Source organism: Streptococcus infantis (assembly GCF_047464615.1).
Taxonomy (GTDB): domain Bacteria; phylum Bacillota; class Bacilli; order Lactobacillales; family Streptococcaceae; genus Streptococcus; species Streptococcus infantis_Y.
In genome coordinates this window covers 16137-39323 of sequence record NZ_JASHBO010000007.1, presented here as the reverse complement: position 1 = coordinate 39323, position 23187 = coordinate 16137, and the positions used below count along the sequence as shown (strand labels likewise).

The following is a 23187-nucleotide window of genomic DNA, read 5'->3' as shown; positions in this document are numbered from 1 at the left end:
TCCCTTTTATCAAAAAGGAGAAACTATGGCTCTTGATAAAAGAAAAGTTGTCTATCAAATCTATCCAAAATCATATAAGGACACGACAGGAAATGGAATCGGTGATTTCAGAGGCATCATCGAAAAAATTCCTTATCTAGTAGAATTGGGCGTGGATATGGTTTGGCTTAATCCTTTCTACCCAAGCCCTCAGCGAGATAATGGCTACGATATTTCAGACTATACAGCCGTCAATCCTATCTTTGGGGATATGGCTGATTTTGAAGAAATGATCCGTGTCGGAAAAGAGCACAAGATTGACTTCATGCTAGATATGGTGCTTAACCATTGCTCAACAGAGCATGAGTGGTTCCAAAAGGCTCTCGCTGGAGACAAGTACTACCAAGATTTCTTCTTTATCCAGGACCAACCAACCGATTGGTTGTCTAAATTTGGTGGTTCTGCCTGGTCACCTTTTGGAGATACAGGGAAATACTATCTCCACCTCTTTGACGTGACGCAGGCGGATCTCAATTGGCGTAATCCCAATGTCCGCAAGGAATTGTTCCAGGTGGTCAACTTCTGGCGTGACAAGGGTGTCAAAGGATTCCGTTTTGACGTGATTAATTTGATTGGTAAAGACGAAGTCTTGGTGGATTGCCCTGAAAACGAAGGAAAACCAGCTTATACGGATAAACCCATTGTCCATGACTATCTTCACATGATGAATGAAGCGACCTTCGGTTCTGATGATAGTTTTATGACAGTTGGAGAGATGTCTTCGACAACGATTGATAACTGTGTTCTTTATTCAGCGCCAGAGCGTCACGAATTGTCAATGGCCTTTAATTTTCACCATCTTAAAGTAGACTATGAAGACGGTCAAAAATGGACCATTGCTCCCTTTGATTTCGAAGAGCTCAAACGCCTCTATCATACATGGGGCAAGGAAATGAGTGAACGTGGTGGTTGGAGTGCCCTTTTCTGGAATAACCATGACCAACCTCGTGCCTTGAATCGCTTTGTAGATATCAAGAACTTCCGCAATGAAGGAGCAACCATGCTGGCAGCCAGCATTCACTTGTCACGTGGGACCCCTTATATCTACATGGGCGAAGAAATCGGCATGATTGATCCAGACTATGATTCTATGGAAGACTATGTAGATGTGGAATCCATCAATGCCTACCAGATGCTTTTGGATCAAGGCAAGTCACCTCAGCAGGACTTTAAGATTATTCAAGCCAAGTCACGTGATAATTCTCGTACACCAATGCAATGGGATGCTTCTGAAAATGCAGGTTTTTCAACAGGCACTCCATGGTTGAAAGCTGGTAAATCCTACAAAGACATCAACGTTGAAAATGAAATCAACGGACCAATCTTTAAATTCTATAAAGAAATGATTCGATTGCGTAAAGCAATGCCAATCATTTCAGAAGGGAGCTATCAACCAGCACTTGAAGATAGCAAGCAGGTCTACGCCTTTGAACGCCACTTAGACGGTCAAAAACTCTTGGTGCTCAATCATTTCTATGGAAACGAAGTTGAAGTGACAATTCCAGCAGAATATCAAGCCGGGCGCGTGCTCTTGTCAAACTATGAGAATGTGGAACTTGCTGAAAAAGTAATTCTTAAACCATACCAAACGCTAGCAATTTATGTAGATTAACATCAAGAAAGAGCCTTCTTCTAAGGAATAGAAGGGCTCTTTTTTTACTAGAATCCATTTTTTTGAAAGCGTAACTCAAACTAGTCAGGCGTAGGACTTTATGGTATAATATAGAAGACTCAAAAAGAAACAGGAGAAATATTATGGATCTTATTTTAGCAATTGTCTTGATTGTTTTAGCTTTTCTAGGAGGAGCTCTTGGAGGTATGTACTTGGTGCGCAAGCAAATCGAAAAAGAATTCGCTGACAACCCACGTTTGAATGCTGAAGCGGTTCGTACTCTTTTGAGTGCAAATGGTCAAAAGCCAAGCGAAGCTAAGGTACAACAAGTTTACCACCAAATCATCCGCCAACAAAAAGCAGCCCTTGCTAACAATAAAAAGAAAAAATAAATAAGGAAAAGTCTGGGATGAAAGTTCCAGACTTCTCACTATGTTGGCTATGGTTTAGGGATGAGACTTTTTCCTTGCATTCTATTGATATTTGATTATGATTAAGAGGGAGACAGTCGGGAGCTACCCAGTCTGTCAGAAATTTCAGGAAGAGATGTAATGATAATGAACTATCAATCAGAAAAATAAGACTAGAAAGAAGACTGTATGGATAATCGACCAATTGGTTTTTTGGATTCGGGTGTTGGAGGCTTGACCGTCGTACGGGAGCTTATGCGCCAGCTTCCTCATGAAGAAATCGTCTATATTGGAGATTCGGCACGGGCACCTTATGGGCCCCGTCCTGCTGAGCAAATTCGTGAATATACTTGGCAGTTGGTTAACTTTCTCTTGACCAAGGATGTCAAGATGATTGTCATTGCTTGTAATACTGCGACTGCGGTTGTCTGGGAAGAAATCAAGGCTCAACTAGATATTCCCGTCCTAGGTGTGATTTTACCAGGAGCTTCGGCAGCCATCAAGTCCAGCCAAGGTGGGAAAATCGGAGTGATTGGAACGCCCATGACGGTCCAATCAGACATCTACCGTCAGAAAATTCATGATCTGGATCCGGACTTACAGGTGGAGAGTTTGGCCTGTCCCAAGTTTGCTCCCTTGGTGGAGTCTGGGGCTCTTTCAACCAGTGTGACCAAGAAGGTGGTCTATGAAACTTTGCGTCCCTTAGTCGGAAAAGTGGATAGCTTGATTTTAGGCTGTACCCATTATCCACTCCTCAGACCCATTATTCAAAACGTGATGGGACCAGAGGTAAAACTGATTGATAGTGGTGCAGAGTGCGTGCGGGACATCTCTGTCTTACTCAATTATTTTGAGATTAACCGTAGCCGAGATGCGGCGCCCCTTCAACACCGTTTTTATACAACTGCAAATAGCCAAAGTTTTGCCCAGATAGGAGCCGAATGGCTAGAAAAAGAGATTCATGTGGAGCATGTAACATTATGACAAACAAAATTTATGAATACAAGGATGAGCAGGACTGGTATGTAGGTGTCTGGGACGTCTACGGTGGAATTTATAGCCTCATAAAAGATCCTCTTGATCTTGATTTTATGGATTTGGCTCGCATTTTCCGTGATGAGGAAAATGGTTTTCCAATCACGATTACGGTAATGCGCTGGTCTTCCAACTTCCGCTTGCTATCTTTTATCGTTGAGATTTTAAATGCAGAAGCCGGCCGAAACTTGGAAGTTATTCAACGCCAAGGTGCCTTGCTCTTAGTTGAAAATGGACAACTTCTGCATGTAGAATTGCCTAAAGAAGGAGTCAATGTTCAAGACTTTTTCGAGACAAATAAAGTCAGAGAAACCTTGCTCATAGCGACTCGTAATGAAGGGAAGACCAAAGAATTTCGTGCTATCTTTGACAAACTTGGATATGACGTAGAAAATCTCAATGATTATCCAGACCTACCTGAAGTAGCTGAAACAGGAATGACCTTTGAAGAGAACGCCCGCCTCAAAGCAGAAACTATTTCCCAATTAACAGGTAAGATGGTTTTAGCTGATGACTCTGGGCTCAAAGTCGATGTGCTTGGTGGTCTACCAGGCGTTTGGTCGGCTCGCTTCGCAGGAGTGGGAGCCACTGACCAAGAAAACAATGCTAAACTCTTGCACGAATTAGCCATGGTCTTTGAACTCAAGGACCGCTCAGCGCAATTTCACACAACCTTGGTCGTTGCTAGCCCAGGTAAGGAAAGCTTGGTCGTCGAAGCTGATTGGCCAGGTTACATTAACTTTGAACCTAAGGGTGAAAATGGTTTTGGCTATGATCCTCTTTTCCTAGTAGGAGAAACAGGCAAGTCATCAGCTGAATTAACCCTTGAAGAAAAAAATAGTCAATCTCACCGTGCCTTAGCCGTTAAGAAACTTTTGGAGGTATTTCCATCATGGCAAAGCAAACCATCATTGTAATGAGTGACTCCCATGGAGATAGCTTGATTGTAGAAGAAATACGTGATCGCTATCTTGGGAAAGTTGATGCCATTTTTCACGATGGTGACTCGGAGCTTCGCCCTGATTCACCGCTCTGGGAAGGAATTCAGGTAGTTAGAGGGAACATGGATTTCTATTCAGATTATCCAGAACGCTTAGTGACTCAACTGGGTCCTACCAAGATTATCCAGACTCACGGACACTTATTTGACATTAATTTCAATTTCCAAAAACTAGATTTCTGGGCTCAAGAGGAAGATGCAGATATCTGTCTCTATGGTCACTTACATGTACCAAATGCTTGGATGGAAGGGAAGACCCTCTTTCTAAATCCAGGTTCTATCAGCCAACCACGTGGAACCATCAGAGAATGTCTCTATGCCCGTGTGGAGATTGATGATAGCTACTTTAAAGTGGACTTTTTGACACGTAATCATGAGGTTTACCCAGGATTGTCCAAGGAGTTTGCTCGATGATTGCCAAAGAATTTGAACTCTTTTTGCTGGAGCAAGAGGAAACCTTTTTGACTCCTGCTGAAAATTTGGCTGTGCTCATTGATACTCACAATGCAGATCATGCAATTCTCCTCCTTAGCCAGATGACTTATACACGAGTTCCAGTAGTGACTGCTGAGAAAAAATTTGTTGGGACCATAGGGCTTAGAGATATTTTTGCATATCAAATGGAGCAGGGTTTGAGTCAGGAAGTCATGGCAGATATGGATATTGTTCACATGACAAAGAAGGATGTCGCGGTAGTTAATCCAAACTATACATTGACGGATGTTTTACATAAGTTAGTGGATGAGTCTTTCCTGCCAGTCGTTGATAAGGATGGTATTTTCCAAGGGATTATCACGCGGAAGTCAATCCTCAAAGCTGTCAATGCCCTCCTGCATGATTTTAGTAAGGAATATGAGATTCGAAGCAAATGAGAGAATGGATTTTAACATTTTTAGAAGAAAAGCAAAATCTATCTAGTAATTCTAAACAGTCTTATAAATATGACTTGGAGCAGTTTTTAGATCTTATTGGAGAACGAATTTCTGAGACAAGTTTAAAAATTTACCAAGCCCAGCTATCAAATTTTAAAATCAGTGCCCAAAAGCGTAAAGTTTCTGCCTGCAATCAATTTCTTTACTTTTTATACCAGAAAGGAAAGATTGGCACCTTTTATCGTTTGGAATTGCCGAAACAGGCTGAAAAAAAACAAGTCAAGTCAGAGCTTTTAGACTTGAGTTCTTTCTGGCAAGAAAGTACCTATCCAGAAGGACGCTTGTTGGCCTTACTGATAGTTGAATTGGGTCTCTTACCAAGTGAAATTCTAGCCTTAAAAACAAGTGATGTGAACCTAGATTTTCAAGTGTTGAGAGTCAATAAAGCTTCTCAACAAAGAATCTTGAGCCTTCCTACAAACCTGCTTGCGGAGTTAGAACCCTTGATGGGACAGACCTACCTCTTTGAAAAAGCTGGGAAGTCCTATTCTCGTCAATGGGCCTTTCGTCAGTTAGAAGCCTTTCTAAAGGAAAAAGGTTTTTCAGACTTATCTGCCCAAGGATTGAGAGAACAGTTTATATTAAGACAAATCGAAGAAAAGGTTGACTTGTACGAAATTGCTAAAAAATTAGGATTAAAGACAGTCATGACCTTGGAAAAATATAGATAATGGATATTAAATTAAAAGATTTTGAAGGGCCTTTGGACTTGCTCCTACACTTGGTTTCAAAGTACCAGATGGATATCTATGATGTGCCGATTACAGAGGTTATCGAGCAATATCTTGCCTATATCTCGACCTTACAAGCTATGCGTTTGGAAGTCGCAGGTGAGTACATGGTCATGGCTAGTCAACTCATGCTAATCAAGAGTCGCAAGCTCTTGCCAAAGGTTGCAGAAGTGACAAACCTAGAGGATGACCTAGAGCAGGACCTCCTTTCTCAAATCGAAGAATACCGCAAGTTTAAACTTTTGGGAGAGCAGTTGGAAGAGAAACACCAAGAGCGAGCTCAATATTACTCAAAAGCGCCGACAGAGTTGATTTATGAGGATGCTGAACTTGTGCATGATAAGACGACGATTGATCTTTTCTTAGCCTTTTCAAACTTGCTTTCCAAGAAAAAAGAAGAATTCTCGCAAAATCATACAACCATTTTACGAGATGAGTATAAGATTGAGGATATGATGGTTATCGTTCGAGAAGCCTTGGTTGAAGGTCAACAATTGCGCTTGCAGGATTTGTTTAAAGAAACCAAGGATTTACAAGAGGTCATCACGCTCTTTTTAGCAACCTTGGAGTTGATTAAAACCCAAGAAATTCTCTTAATTCAAAAAGAGAGCTTTGGAGATATCTATCTCCTGAAAAAGAATGAGGAAAATCAAGTAGAGCAGAGTCGATCTTGATAGAGAGGAAATATGAGTACTTTAGCAGAAATAGAAGCGCTCTTGTTTGTAGCGGGTGAAGAGGGGATTAGGATTCGCCAGTTGGCTGAGCTCCTTTCTTTGCCACCGACTGGGATTCAGCAGAGTCTAGAAAAATTAGCCCAAAAGTATGAAAAAGACCAGGATTCCAGTTTAGACTTGATTGAGACAGGTGGTGCCTACAGATTGGTAACCAAGCCTCAATTTGCAGCCATTTTGAAAGAATACTCTAAGGCACCCATTAATCAGAGCCTGTCTCGGGCTGCCCTTGAAACCCTGTCCATCATTGCCTACAAGCAACCCATCACACGGATCGAGATTGATGCTATTCGGGGGGTTAATTCAAGTGGAGCGCTAGCTAAGTTGCAAGCCTTTGACTTGATACGAGAAGGTGGGAAAAAAGAGGTGCTTGGACGCCCTAATCTCTATGTGACGACGGATTATTTCCTGGATTACATGGGTATTAATCATTTGGAAGAATTGCCCGTGATTGATGAGCTTGATATTCAAGCACAAGAAAGCCAATTATTTGGTGAAAGGATAGAAGAAGATGAGAATCAATAAATATATTGCCCACGCAGGTGTGGCCAGTAGGAGAAAAGCAGAAGAGTTGATCAAGCAAGGCTTGGTAACTGTCAATGGCCAAGTGGTTCGTGAACTAGCAACGACTATCAAGTCAGGCGACAAGGTTGAAGTTGAAGGACAACCAATCTATAACGAAGAAAAGGTCTACTATCTGCTCAATAAACCACGCGGTGTGATTTCCAGTGTGACAGATGACAAGGGTCGTAAGACTGTTGTAGATCTCTTACCTAATGTCAAAGAGCGTATTTACCCTGTGGGGCGTTTGGACTGGGATACGTCTGGAGTTTTGATTTTGACCAATGATGGGGACTTTACAGATGAGATGATTCACCCTCGTAATGAGATTGATAAGGTCTATGTTGCGCGTGTGAAAGGAATTGCCAACAAAGAAAATCTTCGTCCCTTGACTCGAGGGGTTGAGATTGATGGTAAGAAAACCAAGCCGGCTGTTTACGAGATTCTTAAAGTAGATCCAGTTAAAAACCGTTCAGTTGTACAGTTGACAATCCATGAGGGACGCAATCACCAGGTCAAAAAAATGTTTGAAGCTGTTGGTCTCCAAGTAGATAAACTTTCTCGAACTCGTTTTGGTCATCTAGACTTGACAGGACTTCGTCCAGGAGAATCACGCCGTCTCAATAAAAAAGAAATCAGCCAACTACACACCATGGCTGTAACCAATAATAAATAATGAAAAAAATCTTAATTGCGCCAGTGCGCTTTTACCAACGCTTTATCTCGCCAGCCTTTCCACCTTCTTGCAGATTTGAGCCCAGCTGTTCAAACTATATGATTCAAGCTATTGATAAGCATGGATTCAAGGGAGTTTTGATGGGCTTGGCTAGGATATTACGTTGCCATCCTTGGTCTGAAACGGGTAAAGATCCAGTACCAGACTACTTTTCATTAAAGCGAAATACAAGAGAAGAAGGATCACATTTGTGATTCTTTTATTGTTATAAGAGTAAGTTACTTGGTAAAATGTTGATTTCCACTACCTTTCTCCTATAAAAAGTGGTAAAATGGTTGAAAGAAAGAAGGGATAGAAATGACAACATTATTTTCTAAAATCAAAGAAGTAACAGAACTTTCCGCTATCTCAGGTCATGAAGCACCTGTTCGCGCTTATCTTCGTGAAAAATTAACACCTCACGTGGATGAAGTTGTGACTGATGGCTTGGGTGGTATTTTTGGGGTGAAGCACTCAGAAGTTGAAAATGCACCTCGTGTTTTGGTAGCCTCTCACATGGATGAAGTTGGTTTTATGGTTAGTGAAATCAAGCCAGACGGGACTTTCCGAGTAGTCAGCATTGGTGGTTGGAACCCTATGGTTGTCAGCAGCCAACGCTTTAAACTCTTTACACGTGAAGGACGTGAGATTCCAGTAATTTCAGGTTCAGTTCCTCCACATTTGACTCGTGGCACAGGTGGACCAACCATGCCAGCTATTTCAGATATCGTTTTTGACGGTGGTTTTGCAGATAAGGCTGAGGCTGAAAGTTTTGGTATCCGTCCTGGAGATACAATTGTTCCAGATAGTAGTGCAATCCTAACTGCTAATGAAAAAAATATCATTTCCAAAGCATGGGATAACCGTTACGGTGTGCTCATGGTTAGTGAGTTGGCTGAAAACTTGTCAGGCCAAAAACTAGGAAATGAACTTTATCTTGGTGCTAACGTCCAAGAAGAAGTTGGACTTCGTGGTGCCCATGCATCTACAACAAAATTTGACCCAGAAGTATTTCTTGCAGTTGACTGTTCACCAGCTGGTGATGTTTATGGTGGTCAAGGTAAGATTGGTGATGGAACCTTGATTCGTTTCTATGATCCAGGTCACTTGCTTCTCCCAGGCATGAAGGACTTCCTTTTGACAACTGCTGAAGAAGCTGGAATCAAATACCAATACTATTGTGGAAAAGGTGGTACAGATGCAGGAGCAGCTCATTTGAAAAATGGTGGTGTTCCATCTACAACGATCGGTGTCTGCGCTCGTTATATCCACTCTCACCAAACACTTTATGCCATGGATGACTTCTTAGAAGCTCAAGCTTTCCTACAAGCCTTGGTTAAAAAATTAGATCGCTCTACTGTAGATTTGATTAAAAACTATTAAACAGAAAAGATGGAGGTGATAGGTATGGAAGAACCAAACCTAGAAACCTTGATACGGGACCTTTACAATCATGCCCGTCAAAACTTGAGTGAAGATTTAGTGGCTGCACTTCTAGAGACTGCTAAGCAGTTGCCCAGCACCAATGAACGCTTGCTTGCAGTCCGACTTTCAGGGCTAGTCACACTTGAACTTCTTAAGAATCCCAAGACTCCTGCGCCAGAGTTAGTCAATCTGGCTCGCTATATCAAAAAGGAAGAAGCTAGGTACAAGGGTGCAGCTGCCTCTTCCTTTATGATTGGAGAGCTATTTAAAATGCTTTGATTCGAACGAATCAAAGCATTTTTTTATCTTATACTCTTCGAAAATCAAATTCAAACCACGTCAGCTTCACTTTGCCGTACTCAAGTACAGCCTGCGGCTAGTTTCCTAGTTTGCTCTTTGATTTTCATTGAGTATTAAATTTGTTCAGCCAAAACTTTTTCAGCAAGGTTCATAGCGTGGTCTGACACGCGAGTATAGTGTGAAATAATGTCGATAAAGTTGACACCAGCTTGGGTAGAACATTCGCCGTTGTTGAGGCGTTTGATGTGTGTCTTACGAAGGACGCGTTCCATCTTGTTGATGGCTTCATGGCGTTCAATAAGAGATTGAGCCTTTTCAAGGTCGTTGTTTTCAACACTCTCAAGAGCATCTTTAACGAAATCGCTTGTTTGACGATAAATATCTTCCAACTCTTCTAGGGCTGAGTTAGAGAATTGAACATTCTTGCGTTGCAAGTAGTCGTTAAGATTAATCAAAGCTTCAGCGTGGTCACCGATACGTTCCAAGTCTCGAGAAGAATCAAGGATGTTGGTTAAGACTTCACTCTCTTTTTGACTCAATGCTTCACTAGACAGACTAATGAGGTAACGTGTTAATTTCTCATCGATTGTGTTGATAGCTTCTTCTGTCTTGTGTCCTTTTTCAGCTACTTTCTCGTCAGAATTGATGATGTAGTCGTAAGAAAGGTCAAATGCTTTAACCGCATAGTTTCCTAAGTGCAAGAGTTCTTTCTTGGCATTTCCTAGGGCGATAGAAGGAGCTTGCTTGATGAGTTGTTCATCCAAATAAAGAGGCTCGTATTTTACAACTTCGTCTTCACCAGGGATTAGCTTAGTAACAAAGTAAGCCAGAGCACCGATGAACGGGAATTGTACAATGGTGTTACTTACGTTAAAGGCACCGTGTGAGAAGGCAATCGTCATCTCGGGTGAGAGGTGAAGTAGTGCCTGGAAGTACTCGATCATCGAAGTGAATGGGCCTAACAAGATTAAGCAGAGGATAGTTCCTAAAACGTTAAAGGTAACGTGTGTTGCTGCAACCCGTTTAGCAGAAACATTTGCTCCGGCTGCTGCGATAATAACCGTTAAGGTTGTACCGATATTATCTCCGAATAGGACTGGTAGTGCCCCTTTGAGGTCGAGGAATCCACCTGCATAGAGACCTTGTAGAATCCCGATGGTTGCAGAAGATGCCTGAATCAGAACGGTAATGACAGCACCAGCCACAACTCCCAAGATAGGATTTTGCCCCAAGGTAATCATGTATTCCTTAAACTGAGGCAAGTCTTTAAGAGGGCTCATCCCAGCACTAATGAGGTTGAGGGCGTAGAAGATACCACCCACACCAAAAAGGATACGTCCAATATTATTTGCAGTACGGTTTTTTGTAAAAAATAAGAACATGGTTCCAAGGAAAATCAAGGGAAGGGCATACTCACCAAGTTTGAAACCGATGATGAAGGACGTTACGGTCGTTCCAATATTGGCTCCCATGATAATCCCGATGGCCTGTCTAAGGGTGAGGAGACTAGCACTAACCAGTCCAACCGTAATAACCGTTACACCTGTACTTGACTGGATGAGGGCAGTGACGACAATCCCCACTAAGACCCCTAAGAAGGGATTACTTGTGTATTTGTCAATGTAATAACGAAGGCGGTCTCCAGCAGCTTGTTGCAAACCGTCTCCCATGGTCTTGATACTATACAAAAACAGTCCCAGACCACCTAAAAAGTGAAAAATAATTTCCTGCCAATTAATGGACATTTTCTTTTTCCTCCGAAAAATAATCGCGGAATTTCTCCCATTCTATTTTAAAGGATAAAAGTAAATCTAACAAGTAGTAAATGCCCTTTTTTCGAGAAAAATGTTGATTTTATTCGAAAAAAGATTGGTGATTGTCTAATTTATATTAATTTTTCACTTCTTTATAGTTCTTTGGGGGCTAGTGTTGACTCTACTTATAAATATCGTAAAATAAGATTGAACAGTTCTGCTATTTTAGAGGCAGATACTTTTTTTAAATAAAAATAAAGCGCTTACGTTTTGGAAAGTTAAAGGAGAAAAAGATGAAGAATCCATTTTTTGAGAAACATTGTCGCTATAGTATTCGAAAATTGTCAGTGGGTGCCTGCTCATTGATGATTGGTTCAGTTCTGTTTGCTGGTCCAGCTTTAGCTGAAGAGTCAGTAGTTCCAGAAAACGGGGCAACAACTACAGCAGTAGCTTCAGAACAGCCATCAACCGCTACTCCAGCAGAAACAACTACACCAGCACCAGAAGTGTTGAAGGAGTTGGAAGCAACTGAAGATAAGGCAAGTGATCAACCTGTTTCAGAAGAGAAACCGACCTTGGATCGATTGACTGCAACTGATAAGGAAGTAGCTAGTCTATCAGCTGAAACTCCTAAGGCTGAAGAAGCGCCTGCAACTACAGAAAATAAGCCAGAAGAAAAAGCTACTGTCTCTGATATTCCTAAGAAAGAAGAAAAAAGTCTTCGACCAAAAGAAATTAAGTTTGACACATGGGAAGATTTGTTGAAATGGGAACCAGGTGCCCGTGAAGACGATATTATTAACCGATCTTCAGTAGAACTAGCCAAGCGCTATCGTGGACATGTAGTCAACGAAAAAGCCAATAAGGATGCCAAGGTTGAAGCCCTTGCTAACACTAACTCTAAGGCTAAAGACCACGCTTCTGTAGGTGGTGAAGAGTTTAAAGCCTATGCTTTTGACTACTGGCAATACTTGAATTCAATGGTCTTCTGGGAAGGGCTGGTTCCAACTCCAGACGTGATTGATGCTGGTCACCGTAATGGTGTTCCTGTATTAGGAACTTTGTTCTTTAACTGGTCTAACAGTATTGCAGACCAAGAAAAATTTGCTGCAGCCCTTCAACAAGACGAAGACGGTACTTTCCCTATCGCTCGTAAGTTGGTTGATTTGGCTAAATACTATGGATTTGACGGCTACTTTATCAACCAAGAAACAACAGGTGATATCGTAACGCCCCTTGGTAAGAAAATGCGTGACTTCATGCTCTATACCAAGGAATATGCTGCTAAAGTCAACCATCCTGTCAAGTATTCTTGGTACGATGCCATGACCTATGAATATGGTCGTTATCACGAAGATGGACTTGGTGAATACAACTACCCATTCATGCAAAAAGAAGGGGACAAGGTTCCTGCAGATCACTTCTTTGCAAACTTTAACTGGACTAAAGAGAAAAATGACTATTCTGTAGCTATGGCCAAATGGCTAGAATGCAGTCAGTATGATGTTTTTGCAGGTTTGGAATTGCAACAAGGTGGTTCTTACAAGACAAAAGTGAAATGGGATGCTCTTTTTGATGAGAATGGCAAACTTCGCTTATCACTTGGACTTTTTGCTCCAGATACTATCACGAGTCTTGGGAAAACAGGTGAAGACTATCATAAGAATGAAAATATCTTCTTCACAGGTTACCAAGGAGATCCAACTGGTCAAAAACCAGATGACAAGGACTGGTACGGGATTGCCAACCTCGTAGCTGACCGCACACCAGCAGTAGGCCGTAGCTTTACAACATCCTTTAACACAAGACATGGCAAAAAATGGTTTGTGGACGGTAAAGTTTCCAAGGATTCTGAATGGAACTATCGTTCTGTATCAGGTATCTTGCCTACATGGCGTTGGTGGCAAACATCATCAGGAGCTAAACTCCAAGCTGATTATGACTTTGAAGATGCCTACAATGGTGGTAACTCACTTAAATTTGCGGGTAATTTAGCTGAAAATACCAACCAAGATGTTCGTCTTTACTCTACAAAACTCGAAGTAACAGATAAAACGAAACTTCGTGTTGCTCATAAAGGTGGTAAGGGAAGCAAGGTTTATGTAGAGTTTGCGACTCAGAAAAACTATACTTATGGTGGAGAGAATGCTCGTAAAGAACTGACTCTATCTGACGACTGGACAAAAGACGAATTTGACTTGAGTGCCTTGGCAGGTAAAACCATCTATGGCATCAAGCTCACTTTTGAAAATACTGCTGCCCTTAAGGATTACCAATTCAATTTGGGTGAGTTGACCGTGTCAGATAATCAAGAGGCTCCTCAAGCACCAACAGCTCTTAAAGTAGCAAAACAATCTCTCAAAAATGCCCAAGAAGCGGAAGCTATTGTCCAATTTACAGGTAACAAAGATGCTGACTTCTATGAAGTTTATGAGAAGGATGGCGATGCTTGGCGTCTATTGACAGGCTCATCTGCCACTACTATCTACCTACCAAAAGTTACCCGTTCAGCTAGTGCAACTGGTACTAGTCAAGAGTTGAAGGTTGTCGCAGTTGGGAAGAATGGTCTTCGTTCTGAAGCAGCAACTACAAACTTTGACTGGGGAATGACTGTCCAAGACACCAGTCTTCCAAGACCACTAGCAGAAAATATCGTTCCAGGAGCGACTGTTATCGGAAGTACCTTCCCAGACACAGAAGGTGGAGAGGGTATCGAAGGTATGTTGAATGGTACGATCACCAGCCTATCTGACAAATGGTCTTCTGCTCAGTTGAGTGGTAGTGTTGATATTCGTTTGACACAACCACGCCGTGTTGTTAGATGGGTCATGGACCATGCCGGTGCTGGTGGAGAATCTGTCAATGACGGCTTGATGAACACGAAGGACTTTGACCTCTACTACAAGGATGAAGCTGGAGAATGGAAACTAGCTAAAGCTGTTCGTGGAAATAAAGCCCATGTTTCAGATATTACCCTTGATAGTCCAATTACAGCCCAAGACTGGCGCTTGAACGTCATCACATCTGACAATGGAACACCATGGAAAGCCATTCGTATCTACAACTGGAAGATGTATGAAGCTCTTGATACGGAGAGCCAAAACATTCCAATGGCTAAAGTGGCGGCGCGTGTTCTAACGGACAATAAGATTCAGCTTGGATTCTCAGAAGTTCCTGCTGGAGCAACAATTACAGTTTATGACAAGGCAGATTCACAAACTCCAATCGCTACCTTAAATACAGCAGTTGGAGGAGATTTGGCGACAGATCCATTGAGCTTTGAAAAACGTCCGAGCCTTCTTTACTATCGTACACAATTGCCAGGTAAAGAAATCAGTAATACTCTTGCTGTAACGATTCCTCAGGATGAGAGAAAGATTAAGGCTGTCAGTCTAGAAGTGGCACCTAAAAAGACAAGTTACCAAGTTGGTGAGGAATTGAATCTCAAAGGTGGTCTTCTCCGTGTTAAATATGAGGGTGAAGAAGCAGACGAAGTCATCAACCTTAGTCATGCAGGAGTTACTGTTAATGGCTACGATGCTCACCATCATGGCGAACAAGAGTTGACAGTAGCCTATCTTGGTCTTCCGGTTGCAGGTAGCTTTAAGGTTCAAGTGACCGGTGAAGAAGCTGGTCCCAAAGAAGTCGCAGCCTTGTATATTAGCAAGCAACCGAAAATTGATTACTTTGTAGGCGATACTCTTGACTTATCAGAAGGACGTTTCAAGGTCTTGTATGATGATGAAACGGAGACTGAACATAACTTTACAGACCAAGGAGTCGAAATTACAGGCTATGATGCTCAAAAAACAGGCCGTCAAAAACTTCAGTTGCACTATCAAGGACAAACTGTCGAGTTTGATGTTCTAGTATCACCTAAAGCGGCTGTCAACGACGAATACCTGAAACAAGAAATCACATCTGCCCAAGGACGCAAAGAAACATTAGCTTATACATTTGCTGATGCAGCAAAACAAGCAGCTCTAGTTGAGAAGATTAATACAGCGAAAGCGATCTTAGAAAATCATGATGCTAGTCAAGAAGCAGTCAACCAAGCCTTGAATGACTTGAAAAAAGCTGGTACTGACTTGGATGGCAATCAACGTTATCAAACTGCTAGAGAAGAATTGGAAAGCTTGCTCGAATCTGTCCTTGAAAAAGATCCTCAATCTGAGTTGATTGCGGAAGCTGAAGCTTTGTTGTCTTCACAAACGCCAACTCCAGAAGCCTTTGCGGACATGAAAGAAAAGCTGAATAAGAAACTAGTTCCTGCAGAAGAAAGCCATCATGTGGGTAGCTTAGAAGATGAAGTGGCTCCAACAGTTGAAGCTCTACCTGAGTTAGTGATTGAAACAGAAACTCAAGCTTTCGAGCGTCAAGAACGTCCGTCAGGAGACCTCTTGTTGGGTGAACGTCGAGTCGTTCAGGCTGGTGCAGAAGGACAAATCCGTCATTTGATTGAAGTGGATGCCAAAGGCAACCGTACTCTTCTTCAGACAGAGGTAGTCAAGGAAGCAGTTGCAGAGATTACTGAAGTTGGTACCAAAGTAGAAAGTCGTGTTCAACCGCTAGACGGTTCTGGAGATCTTGTTCTCGAAAAACCAGAATTGGAAGTGAAGGAAGAAGCCCTAGCCTTCAAACACCAAGAGCGTCCGACAGCAGATCTTTTACTAGGTGAACGCCGTCTGGTTCAAGCAGGTGAGGCTGGGCAAATCCGTCACTTGATTGAGGTAGATGCTAAAGGCAGTCGCACACTTCTTCAGACAGAGGTAGTCAAGGAAGCAGTGACTGAGATTACTGAAGTTGGTACCAAAGTAGAAAGCCGTGTTCAGCCACTAGAAGGACCAAAAGTCCTGGATGTTAAAAAACCAAGCTTGGTTATGGAAGAAGAAGTTCTTGCCTATGGACATGAAGAACGAGAAAACGCAAACCTTTCAGCAGGTGAACGCCGTCTAGTTCAAGCTGGAATGGAAGGACTTCGTAGAAATCTTGTAGAGGTTGATTCAGAAGGAAACCGCAGTCTTAAGAGGACAGAACTTGTCAAAGAGCCAGTAACTGAGATTGTTGAAGTTGGTACCAAAGTAGAAAGCCGTGTTCAGCCACTAGAAGGAGTCAAAGATTTGACAATTAGCAATCCAGCATTGGTGATTGAAGAAGAAAAAGTTGCATACGGCCATGAAGAACGAGTAAATCCTAGTCTTCAAGCAGGAGAACGTCGAATTGTTCAGGCCGGAGTTGAAGGGCTTCGTAGAAATCTTGTAGAAGTTGATGCAGAAGGCAACCGCAGTCTTAAGGGTACAGAACTTGTCAAAGAAACTGTAACTGAGATTGTTGAGATTGGACCAAAAGTGGATGCCCAAGCTGACAAACCTCTTGCCCCTGCTCCAGTAGTGCAAGCAGCTAAGCAGGAAGTAGCACAAGCTGAAAAACTTGAAGGAAAACAACTTCCAAGTACAGGTACAGAAGTAGATGCAAACCTCCTTGCTTTAGGCTTGGTTGGAGTTCTAGGTGGCTTTGGACTACTCGCTCAAAAGAAAAAAGAAGATTAACTTAAACTTCTTAATTTACCGTCTGATAGGACAAACATGTTTATGATAGATGAATTCAAAACTGGATAATACTTCCGAAAGTTTGAAACAACAATAGTTTAAAAGGCAAGGACCATCATTTTTGGCTCCTGCCTTTTTGCATTCTTAGAATGTTTGTGTTAAGATTTTTATTATTTTATAAGAAACCTTGTAATGAAATGTTTGCATGTTCTGCTTTTAAATTTTTTGGTTGTGTCTGTTTATAGAGTTATTTCTAGTAACTCTCATCAAGAATTGGTTTGGGAATAAGAAAGGAAAAAGAAGATGAAATTGTTAAAAGTAGTCATTGCTGTAATCATTGTAGTAGTGAGCCTTGGCTTAGTAGTATTTATAGGAGCGAGTATGTATGCTGTTACTACTATCAATTTGCTATCTAACTCAGTCTATTATGCGCAACGGATGCCTCATAAGGAGGGAACAGAACCCGACTTAGTCATGTTGATTGAAAACATGGGGGAGATTTATACTCCGAAAATTGAAGGTATTCGCTATGATGATGATGATGGAGCGAATTTTATCGAAAATTCTATCGATTCAAGTGGTCATCCTACAAATTTTGGTGAGTTTGATGAAGATTATGGCTACAGTGATAAAAACGATGTGTCCTATAAGTTTGATAAGAATTTTGAGCTTGAGTGGGCTCTCGATAAAGAGTATAAAGAAATTGATACTGCAACAATTGATGAAACAAAGATAAAAGGGGAGATTAGAGAAACCCTTAAACCCATACTTGATGTACAGAGTAAACCCCTCATCAATCTGCAGTGGTTATTTAATAAAAAGTATCAAGACAGGTTTAATTAGAGATGCGGATAAGTCTTTAATTTGAAATTAAACTGAACAAAAGTGATTGAACTCTTAGAAATGCGATAAATGCTTTTGGAAATTCTTATTTTGTTGCTAGATGTATTTAATGGCAATATTAAATGAATCTCTGAAATTGTGTTAGGTTTTAATAGAGCAGAATTATTTGAATTAATTTCTTTTTTATTCTAGAAAAATCATAAAAGGCTTTGATTCATTAACTCTAATAAAACTTTATCACAATATTTATTGACGATTAATAATGCAAATTGTATAATTTAGCTAGAATATCATTTAGATATAATAATATTTTTATAGTTTGATTTACTAATCACAGCGATTTATTTCTTTATGAAATAGAAAATGACATTGGAGAATATCTATTATGGCCCATTATATTATGTTACATCAAAATAGAATTGAAGTAAAAATTGATGATACTATTGTATACTGTGATAATTTTAAAGGGAATCAAGATCCATATGTTTGGAGTGAAAGATTTTTGAATACATTTTGTAAAACTACTCAAATTAAAGCATCTCAACTTAAAAAGGGAGATACCTTGTTTTGGTTTTCAAGACAGGGAAATCCATCAGAGGATAGGTGGTTTGTTGATTTAGTATTTATTGTTGATGAGATCAGCTACTGGGAAAAAAGTGATAAAGCAGGGGAAGCAGTTGATTACCCTTTTGAACACTATAATGATGTTAAACTTTCAACAATAAAATATGATGAATATTCTTATAAAGATCATTATGAGTGGGCAAAAAATGATCATCCTAAAACAAGTAGTAGACCAAAGAGACGATTTACTATTGTTGCTTCAAAGGAGAGTTATCAACCACAAACTGAACATAAAGAATTAATTGAAATAAAAGATAAATATATCCTTGATATGTTTGAGCAATCACCACGTGGTGGGAGTGGGTTCAGGTGTAAAGAAATTAACGATAAAGAAGTAAAATATATTGAGAGCTATATACTTGAAAACAAGAAGATAGAATTGAAAGGAAGTGATCTTTTTAAATTAAGGAGAGATAGTAAGAAATGGGAGAGCAAGGAATATTAGATAAGACAATTTGAATGGAACCGACTCTTTAAAAGTTCAAGAAAGTAGTCTGAAAATGAATTAGATGCTAGTCTTTTGTATCGATAAAACTATATTTTTAAAACTAGGAACTAAGTTTGATTAAGTGAATTTTACAATTCTAAATGTTATCACAGCCTCTACTTTTTCTACTATATTTTCGGAACTGGAATAAAGCTTGTACAGAGGTAAAAGAACAATAAAGAACTGGAAAAGTTTAAGGTTTTGCTATCTCTTTTATTGATTTTGTGATATAATTAACACGTAAAAAAAATTAAGGAGTCTTTCCAAATGGCAAAATTGACTGTTAAAGACGTTGAATTGAAAGGGAAAAAAGTTCTCGTTCGTGTTGACTTCAACGTTCCTGTAAAAGATGGCGTGATTACTAATGACAACCGTATCACTGCAGCTCTTCCAACTATCAAGTACATCCTTGAACAAGGTGGACGTGCGATTCTTTTCTCTCACCTTGGACGTGTAAAAGAAGAAGCAGACAAAGCTGGTAAATCACTTGCTCCTGTAGCTGCTGACTTGGCTGCTAAATTGGGTCAAGAAGTTACTTTCCTTCCAGGTGTAACTCGTGGTGCTGAATTGGAAGCAGCTATCAACGCTCTTGAAGATGGGCAAGTTCTTTTGGTTGAAAACACTCGTTTTGAAGATGTTGACGGTAAGAAAGAATCTAAAAACGATCCTGAACTTGGTAAATACTGGGCATCACTTGGAGATGGTATCTTCGTAAACGATGCATTCGGTACAGCTCACCGTGCACACGCATCTAACGTTGGTATCTCAGCAAACGTTGAAAAAGCAGTTGCTGGATTCCTTCTTGAAAACGAAATTGCATACATCCAAGAAGCTGTTGAAGCTCCAGAACGTCCATTCGTAGCTATCCTTGGTGGTTCAAAAGTTTCAGACAAGATCGGTGTTATCGAAAACTTGCTTGAAAAAGCTGATAAAGTTCTTATCGGTGGTGGTATGACTTACACATTCTACAAAGCACAAGGTATCGAAATCGGTAACTCACTTGTAGAAGAAGACAAATTGGATGTTGCGAAAGCTCTTCTTGAAAAAGCAAACGGCAAATTGATCTTGCCAGTTGACTCAAAAGAAGCTAATGCATTTGCTGACTACACTGAAGTGAAAGACACTGAAGGTGAAGCAGTAGACCCAGGATTCCTTGGTTTGGATATCGGTCCAAAATCTATCGCTAAATTTGACGAAGCTTTGACTGGTGCTAAAACAGTTGTATGGAATGGACCAATGGGTGTATTTGAAAACCCTGACTTCCAAGCTGGTACAATCGGTGTCATGGACGCTATCGTTAAACAACCAGGCGTTAAATCAATCATCGGTGGTGGTGACTCAGCTGCCGCAGCTATCAACCTTGGACGTGCAGACAAGTTCTCATGGATCTCTACTGGTGGTGGAGCTTCAATGGAACTTCTCGAAGGTAAAGTTCTTCCAGGACTTGCAGCATTGACTGAAAAATAAGAATATAGAAAAAGGAGGACTCAGGTTCTCCTTTTTTTGCGCTCTTTTAAAGTTAAAGAGTACTGAGGGATAATTGGACAGAATCCAAAAAAAACAGTAAAATAGAGGAATACCAATCTAAATGAAATTTGAGTGATGAACGTGGAAAAAAGAGAGAATCTTACAAAAACAGCTATTTGCGGTATTATCAATGTCACCCCAGATTCTTTTTCTGACGGGGGCCAATTTTTTGCTATTGAAGAAGCCTTAAAACAAGCTAGAAAATTGATAGCTGAAGGTGCCACTATCTTAGATATCGGTGGAGAATCTACTCGACCAGGAAGTAGCTATGTTGAGATTGAAGAGGAAATCCAGCGTGTGGTTCCAGTTATTCAGGCTATTCGTCAAGAAAGTGATGTTCTGATTTCGGTCGATACTTGGAAGAGTCAGGTGGCAGAAGCAGCTTTAAAGGCTGGTGCCAATATAGTTAATGACATTACCGGTCTCATGGGTGATGAGAAAATGGCAGAGGTGGTTGCTAAGACTGAAGCTCAGGTGGTCATCATGTTCAATCCAGTCATGGCACGTCCTCAGCACCCTAGTTCACTCATATTTCCTCATTTTGGATTTGGAGAGACTTTTACAAAGAAAGACTTAGCAGACTTTGAACAACTATCAGTAGAAGAATTGATGATAGCTTTCTTTGACCGTGCTCTAGTAAGAGCGAAGGAAGCTGGTATTGCAAAAGAAAACATCATGCTGGATCCAGGGATTGGCTTTGGTTTGACCAAAAAGGAAAATCTCATCCTCCTACGTGACCTTGATAAGCTTCACGAAATGGGCTATCCTATCTTTTTAGGAGTCTCTCGCAAGCGCTTTGTCATTAATATCCTTGAAGAAAATGGATTTGAAGTCAATCCAGATACTGAAGCTGGTTTCCGAAATCGTGATACGGCTTCGGCTCATGTGACTAGTATCGCTGCTAGACAAGGTGTGGAAGTGGTGCGCGTGCACGATGTAGCCAGCCACAAGATGGCAGTTGAAATTGCGTCTGCTATCCGTCTGGCAGACCATGCGGAAAATTTAGATTTGAAACAATATAAGTAAGATGAATAAAAACGAAACGAATCAGTGGATTGCCCACTACCGGACAGACCAACCGCACTTTGGTTTGGAAAGAATGGTAGAGCTTTTAGCTTTACGAGGCAATCCCCATCTTAAGCTTAAGGTTATCCACATCGGAGGAACCAATGGCAAGGGCTCTACTATAGCCTTTTTGAAAAATATGCTGGAAAAGATGGGGCTAAGAGTTGGAGTCTTTAGCTCACCCTATCTGATTCATTATACCGACCAGATTGCTATTAATGGGGAATCTATCCCAGAAGCAAGATTAGAGTCCTTGATAGCAGACTATCGCTCGCTACTTGAAGGGGAGCATGCTCAAGCCTTACAAGGAACGACAGAATTCGAGATTATCACTGCTATAGCCTATGACTATTTTGCTTCTGAGCAAGTCGATGTGGCGATCATGGAAGTTGGTATGGGCGGACTTTTGGATAGCACTAATGTCTGTCAACCCATCCTAACAGGTATCACGACCATAGGATTGGATCATGTAGCCCTACTGGGTGACAGTCTAGAAGCCATCGCAGAGCAGAAAGCAGGCATTATCAAGACAGGAGTTACTCTTGTAACGGGGAACATTGTCCCAGAAGCTTTGGCGGTTATTGACCAGATTGCAAAAGCGAAACAAGCTACCAGAATCGCCTATGGAGATGCCTATCAAGTCAGTCATTATGAGAGTATTGTGACTGGCGAGGTCTTTGGCTATACAAGTGCTGTTAGACAAGGTCGCTTCCAGACAGGATTGCTGGGTTTGCACCAGATAGAGAATGCAGGGATGGCGCTAGCCTTGTTAGATAGCTATTGCCAAGCGACTGGTCGAGAATTGCCAGATAATGCTTTAGTGGCTCAAGCTTTGGAAGAAACAAGATGGCCTGGACGCTTGGAAGTTGTTGCTAGAGAACACTTGATGATTTTGGATGGGGCCCATAATCCCCATGCCATCAAGGCTTTGATAGCTACTTTAAAGGAGCGCTTTGCGGACTATCAGAAGGAAATTCTCTTTACTTGTATCAAAACCAAGGCCTTGGAGGATATGTTGGACTTGCTAGAAACCTTGCCCGATACTAAGATTACGCTAACTCATTTTGAGGATAGTCGGGCGACGGATGAAAAAGTCTTGAAAGAGATGGCTGATTCTAGAAATCTCAACTACCAAGATTGGCAAGAATTTCTAGACCAAAAATTATCAGAAAATGAAGAGAAAAAAACAGTTAGGATTATCACGGGTTCATTATACTTTTTAGCCCAAGTGAGAGCCTACCTAATGGAGGGGAAAAATTAGAATGGATACACAAAAGATTGAAGAAGCTGTAAAAATGATTATCGAGGCAGTTGGTGAGGATGCAAATCGCGAAGGCTTGCAGGAAACACCAGCCCGTGTCGCTCGTATGTACCAAGAGATTTTTTCAGATCTTGGTCAAACTGCGGAGGAACATTTATCAAAATCCTTTGAAATTATTGATGACAATATGGTAGTGGAAAAGGATATCTTTTTCCATACTATGTGTGAACACCACTTCTTGCCCTTTTATGGGAAGGCTCATATTGCCTACATTCCAGATGGCCGTGTAGCAGGCTTATCAAAGTTAGCTCGTACGGTGGAAGTCTACTCTAAAAAGCCACAGATTCAAGAGCGTTTGAATATCGAAGTGGCTGATGCCTTGATGGAGTATTTGGGTGCTAAGGGAGCTTTTGTTGTTATTGAAGCAGAGCATATGTGTATGAGTATGCGTGGTGTTCGAAAACCAGGAACTGCGACCTTGACTACAGTAGCTCGTGGTCTATTTGAGACAGATAAGGATCTTCGGGATCAGGCTTATCGTCTGATGGGACTATAAAAAATCCGCGTCAAGCGGATTTTTCTAGAA

At 41.1% G+C, this 23187-nt stretch carries 21 protein-coding genes; 20 read left to right on the top strand and 1 reads right to left on the bottom strand.

Going from position 1 to position 23187, the window contains the following annotated elements; genetic code table 11:
• Window positions 1-25: 25 nt before the first annotated feature.
• From treC to QM450_RS05120, 13 genes are all read left to right on the top strand, one after another.
• The gene (gene treC / locus QM450_RS05180; RefSeq protein WP_414319889.1) at window positions 26-1651 is read left to right on the top strand and encodes an alpha,alpha-phosphotrehalase; all 1626 of its coding nucleotides are present in this window, start codon (window positions 26-28) and stop codon (window positions 1649-1651) included.
• 143 nt (window positions 1652-1794) lie between these two features.
• Entirely contained in the window at window positions 1795-2043 is a 249-nt protein-coding gene (locus QM450_RS05175) for a YneF family protein (RefSeq protein WP_414319888.1), read from the top strand.
• Window positions 2044-2250: 207 nt separating this feature from the next.
• On the top strand, window positions 2251-3045 hold the full coding sequence (racE, locus tag QM450_RS05170; RefSeq protein WP_414319887.1) for a glutamate racemase: 795 nt from the start codon (window positions 2251-2253) through the stop codon (window positions 3043-3045).
• Window positions 3003-4013 carry a nucleoside-triphosphate diphosphatase gene (locus QM450_RS05165; RefSeq protein WP_414319886.1) on the top strand — a complete coding sequence of 337 codons (1011 nt, stop codon included), beginning with the start codon at window positions 3003-3005 and terminating at the stop codon, window positions 4011-4013. Before racE ends, QM450_RS05165 begins: the two co-directional genes overlap by 43 nt.
• A complete protein-coding gene (locus QM450_RS05160) occupies window positions 3989-4510 on the top strand; it encodes a metallophosphoesterase (RefSeq protein WP_004251713.1) in 522 nt (173 codons plus the stop codon). Before QM450_RS05165 ends, QM450_RS05160 begins: the two co-directional genes overlap by 25 nt.
• Window positions 4507-4968 carry a cyclic-di-AMP-binding protein CbpB gene (cbpB, locus tag QM450_RS05155; protein ID WP_303404129.1) on the top strand — a complete coding sequence of 154 codons (462 nt, stop codon included), beginning with the start codon at window positions 4507-4509 and terminating at the stop codon, window positions 4966-4968. Before QM450_RS05160 ends, cbpB begins: the two co-directional genes overlap by 4 nt.
• Complete coding sequence (gene xerD, locus QM450_RS05150) at window positions 4965-5699, top strand: site-specific tyrosine recombinase XerD (protein WP_414319885.1); 735 nt, start codon at window positions 4965-4967, stop codon at window positions 5697-5699. Before cbpB ends, xerD begins: the two co-directional genes overlap by 4 nt.
• Entirely contained in the window at window positions 5699-6433 is a 735-nt protein-coding gene (locus tag QM450_RS05145) for a segregation/condensation protein A (RefSeq protein ID WP_414319884.1), read from the top strand. The genes xerD and QM450_RS05145 overlap by 1 nt, the downstream gene beginning before the upstream one ends.
• Window positions 6434-6445: 12 nt before the next feature.
• Window positions 6446-7015 carry an SMC-Scp complex subunit ScpB gene (gene scpB / locus QM450_RS05140; protein ID WP_414319883.1) on the top strand — a complete coding sequence of 190 codons (570 nt, stop codon included), beginning with the start codon at window positions 6446-6448 and terminating at the stop codon, window positions 7013-7015.
• Complete coding sequence (locus QM450_RS05135) at window positions 7002-7727, top strand: pseudouridine synthase (RefSeq protein WP_016466836.1); 726 nt, start codon at window positions 7002-7004, stop codon at window positions 7725-7727. Before scpB ends, QM450_RS05135 begins: the two co-directional genes overlap by 14 nt.
• Window positions 7727-7981 (top strand): membrane protein insertion efficiency factor YidD, encoded by a 255-nt coding sequence (gene yidD, locus QM450_RS05130; RefSeq protein WP_049510280.1) that lies wholly within the window; start codon window positions 7727-7729, stop codon window positions 7979-7981. The genes QM450_RS05135 and yidD overlap by 1 nt, the downstream gene beginning before the upstream one ends.
• A 103-nt stretch (window positions 7982-8084) precedes the next feature.
• Window positions 8085-9149, top strand: a complete 1065-nt coding sequence (gene pepA / locus QM450_RS05125) for a glutamyl aminopeptidase (RefSeq protein ID WP_000209210.1) — start codon at window positions 8085-8087, stop codon at window positions 9147-9149.
• Between the two features lie 24 nt (window positions 9150-9173).
• Window positions 9174-9470 carry an enterocin immunity protein gene (locus QM450_RS05120; RefSeq protein ID WP_049510283.1) on the top strand — a complete coding sequence of 99 codons (297 nt, stop codon included), beginning with the start codon at window positions 9174-9176 and terminating at the stop codon, window positions 9468-9470.
• Between the two features lie 134 nt (window positions 9471-9604).
• Here QM450_RS05120 and QM450_RS05115 read toward each other — a convergent pair whose 3' ends face one another.
• A complete protein-coding gene (locus QM450_RS05115) occupies window positions 9605-11236 on the bottom strand; it encodes a Na/Pi cotransporter family protein (RefSeq protein WP_414319882.1) in 1632 nt (543 codons plus the stop codon).
• A gap of 302 nt (window positions 11237-11538) precedes the next feature.
• Between QM450_RS05115 and QM450_RS05110 the strand changes: the two genes are divergently transcribed.
• From QM450_RS05110 to folE, 7 genes are all read left to right on the top strand, one after another.
• Complete coding sequence (locus QM450_RS05110; protein WP_414319881.1) at window positions 11539-16794, top strand: endo-beta-N-acetylglucosaminidase; 5256 nt, start codon at window positions 11539-11541, stop codon at window positions 16792-16794.
• Between the two features lie 303 nt (window positions 16795-17097).
• The gene (locus tag QM450_RS05105) at window positions 17098-17637 is read left to right on the top strand and encodes a hypothetical protein (protein ID WP_414319880.1); all 540 of its coding nucleotides are present in this window, start codon (window positions 17098-17100) and stop codon (window positions 17635-17637) included.
• Between the two features lie 385 nt (window positions 17638-18022).
• Window positions 18023-18706, top strand: a complete 684-nt coding sequence (locus QM450_RS05100) for a hypothetical protein (protein WP_414319879.1) — start codon at window positions 18023-18025, stop codon at window positions 18704-18706.
• A gap of 309 nt (window positions 18707-19015) precedes the next feature.
• A complete protein-coding gene (locus tag QM450_RS05095) occupies window positions 19016-20215 on the top strand; it encodes a phosphoglycerate kinase (protein WP_001096781.1) in 1200 nt (399 codons plus the stop codon).
• 135 nt (window positions 20216-20350) lie between these two features.
• Window positions 20351-21301 carry a dihydropteroate synthase gene (gene folP / locus QM450_RS05090; RefSeq protein ID WP_414319878.1) on the top strand — a complete coding sequence of 317 codons (951 nt, stop codon included), beginning with the start codon at window positions 20351-20353 and terminating at the stop codon, window positions 21299-21301.
• 1 nt (window position 21302) lies between these two features.
• A complete protein-coding gene (locus tag QM450_RS05085) occupies window positions 21303-22601 on the top strand; it encodes a bifunctional folylpolyglutamate synthase/dihydrofolate synthase (protein WP_414319877.1) in 1299 nt (432 codons plus the stop codon).
• A 1-nt stretch (window position 22602) separates the two neighbouring features.
• Complete coding sequence (gene folE / locus QM450_RS05080) at window positions 22603-23157, top strand: GTP cyclohydrolase I FolE (protein ID WP_414319876.1); 555 nt, start codon at window positions 22603-22605, stop codon at window positions 23155-23157.
• The last annotated feature ends 30 nt before the right edge of the window (window positions 23158-23187 follow it).

Excerpts from the sequence above, each read along its gene's own strand:
- treC (WP_414319889.1), top strand. The coding sequence starts at position 26 with ATGGCTCTTGATAAAAGAAAAGTTGTCTATCAAATCTATCCAAAATCA.
- QM450_RS05175 (WP_414319888.1), top strand. The coding sequence starts at position 1,795 with ATGGATCTTATTTTAGCAATTGTCTTGATTGTTTTAGCTTTTCTAGGA.
- racE (WP_414319887.1), top strand. The coding sequence starts at position 2,251 with ATGGATAATCGACCAATTGGTTTTTTGGATTCGGGTGTTGGAGGCTTG.
- QM450_RS05165 (WP_414319886.1), top strand. The coding sequence starts at position 3,003 with ATGGCTAGAAAAAGAGATTCATGTGGAGCATGTAACATTATGACAAAC.
- QM450_RS05160 (WP_004251713.1), top strand. The coding sequence starts at position 3,989 with ATGGCAAAGCAAACCATCATTGTAATGAGTGACTCCCATGGAGATAGC.
- cbpB (WP_303404129.1), top strand. The coding sequence starts at position 4,507 with ATGATTGCCAAAGAATTTGAACTCTTTTTGCTGGAGCAAGAGGAAACC.
- xerD (WP_414319885.1), top strand. The coding sequence starts at position 4,965 with ATGAGAGAATGGATTTTAACATTTTTAGAAGAAAAGCAAAATCTATCT.
- QM450_RS05145 (WP_414319884.1), top strand. The coding sequence starts at position 5,699 with ATGGATATTAAATTAAAAGATTTTGAAGGGCCTTTGGACTTGCTCCTA.
- scpB (WP_414319883.1), top strand. The coding sequence starts at position 6,446 with ATGAGTACTTTAGCAGAAATAGAAGCGCTCTTGTTTGTAGCGGGTGAA.
- QM450_RS05135 (WP_016466836.1), top strand. The coding sequence starts at position 7,002 with ATGAGAATCAATAAATATATTGCCCACGCAGGTGTGGCCAGTAGGAGA.
- yidD (WP_049510280.1), top strand. The coding sequence starts at position 7,727 with ATGAAAAAAATCTTAATTGCGCCAGTGCGCTTTTACCAACGCTTTATC.
- pepA (WP_000209210.1), top strand. The coding sequence starts at position 8,085 with ATGACAACATTATTTTCTAAAATCAAAGAAGTAACAGAACTTTCCGCT.
- QM450_RS05120 (WP_049510283.1), top strand. The coding sequence starts at position 9,174 with ATGGAAGAACCAAACCTAGAAACCTTGATACGGGACCTTTACAATCAT.
- QM450_RS05115 (WP_414319882.1), bottom strand. The coding sequence starts at position 11,236 with ATGTCCATTAATTGGCAGGAAATTATTTTTCACTTTTTAGGTGGTCTG.
- QM450_RS05110 (WP_414319881.1), top strand. The coding sequence starts at position 11,539 with ATGAAGAATCCATTTTTTGAGAAACATTGTCGCTATAGTATTCGAAAA.
- QM450_RS05105 (WP_414319880.1), top strand. The coding sequence starts at position 17,098 with ATGAAATTGTTAAAAGTAGTCATTGCTGTAATCATTGTAGTAGTGAGC.
- QM450_RS05100 (WP_414319879.1), top strand. The coding sequence starts at position 18,023 with ATGGCCCATTATATTATGTTACATCAAAATAGAATTGAAGTAAAAATT.
- QM450_RS05095 (WP_001096781.1), top strand. The coding sequence starts at position 19,016 with ATGGCAAAATTGACTGTTAAAGACGTTGAATTGAAAGGGAAAAAAGTT.
- folP (WP_414319878.1), top strand. The coding sequence starts at position 20,351 with ATGAACGTGGAAAAAAGAGAGAATCTTACAAAAACAGCTATTTGCGGT.
- QM450_RS05085 (WP_414319877.1), top strand. The coding sequence starts at position 21,303 with ATGAATAAAAACGAAACGAATCAGTGGATTGCCCACTACCGGACAGAC.
- folE (WP_414319876.1), top strand. The coding sequence starts at position 22,603 with ATGGATACACAAAAGATTGAAGAAGCTGTAAAAATGATTATCGAGGCA.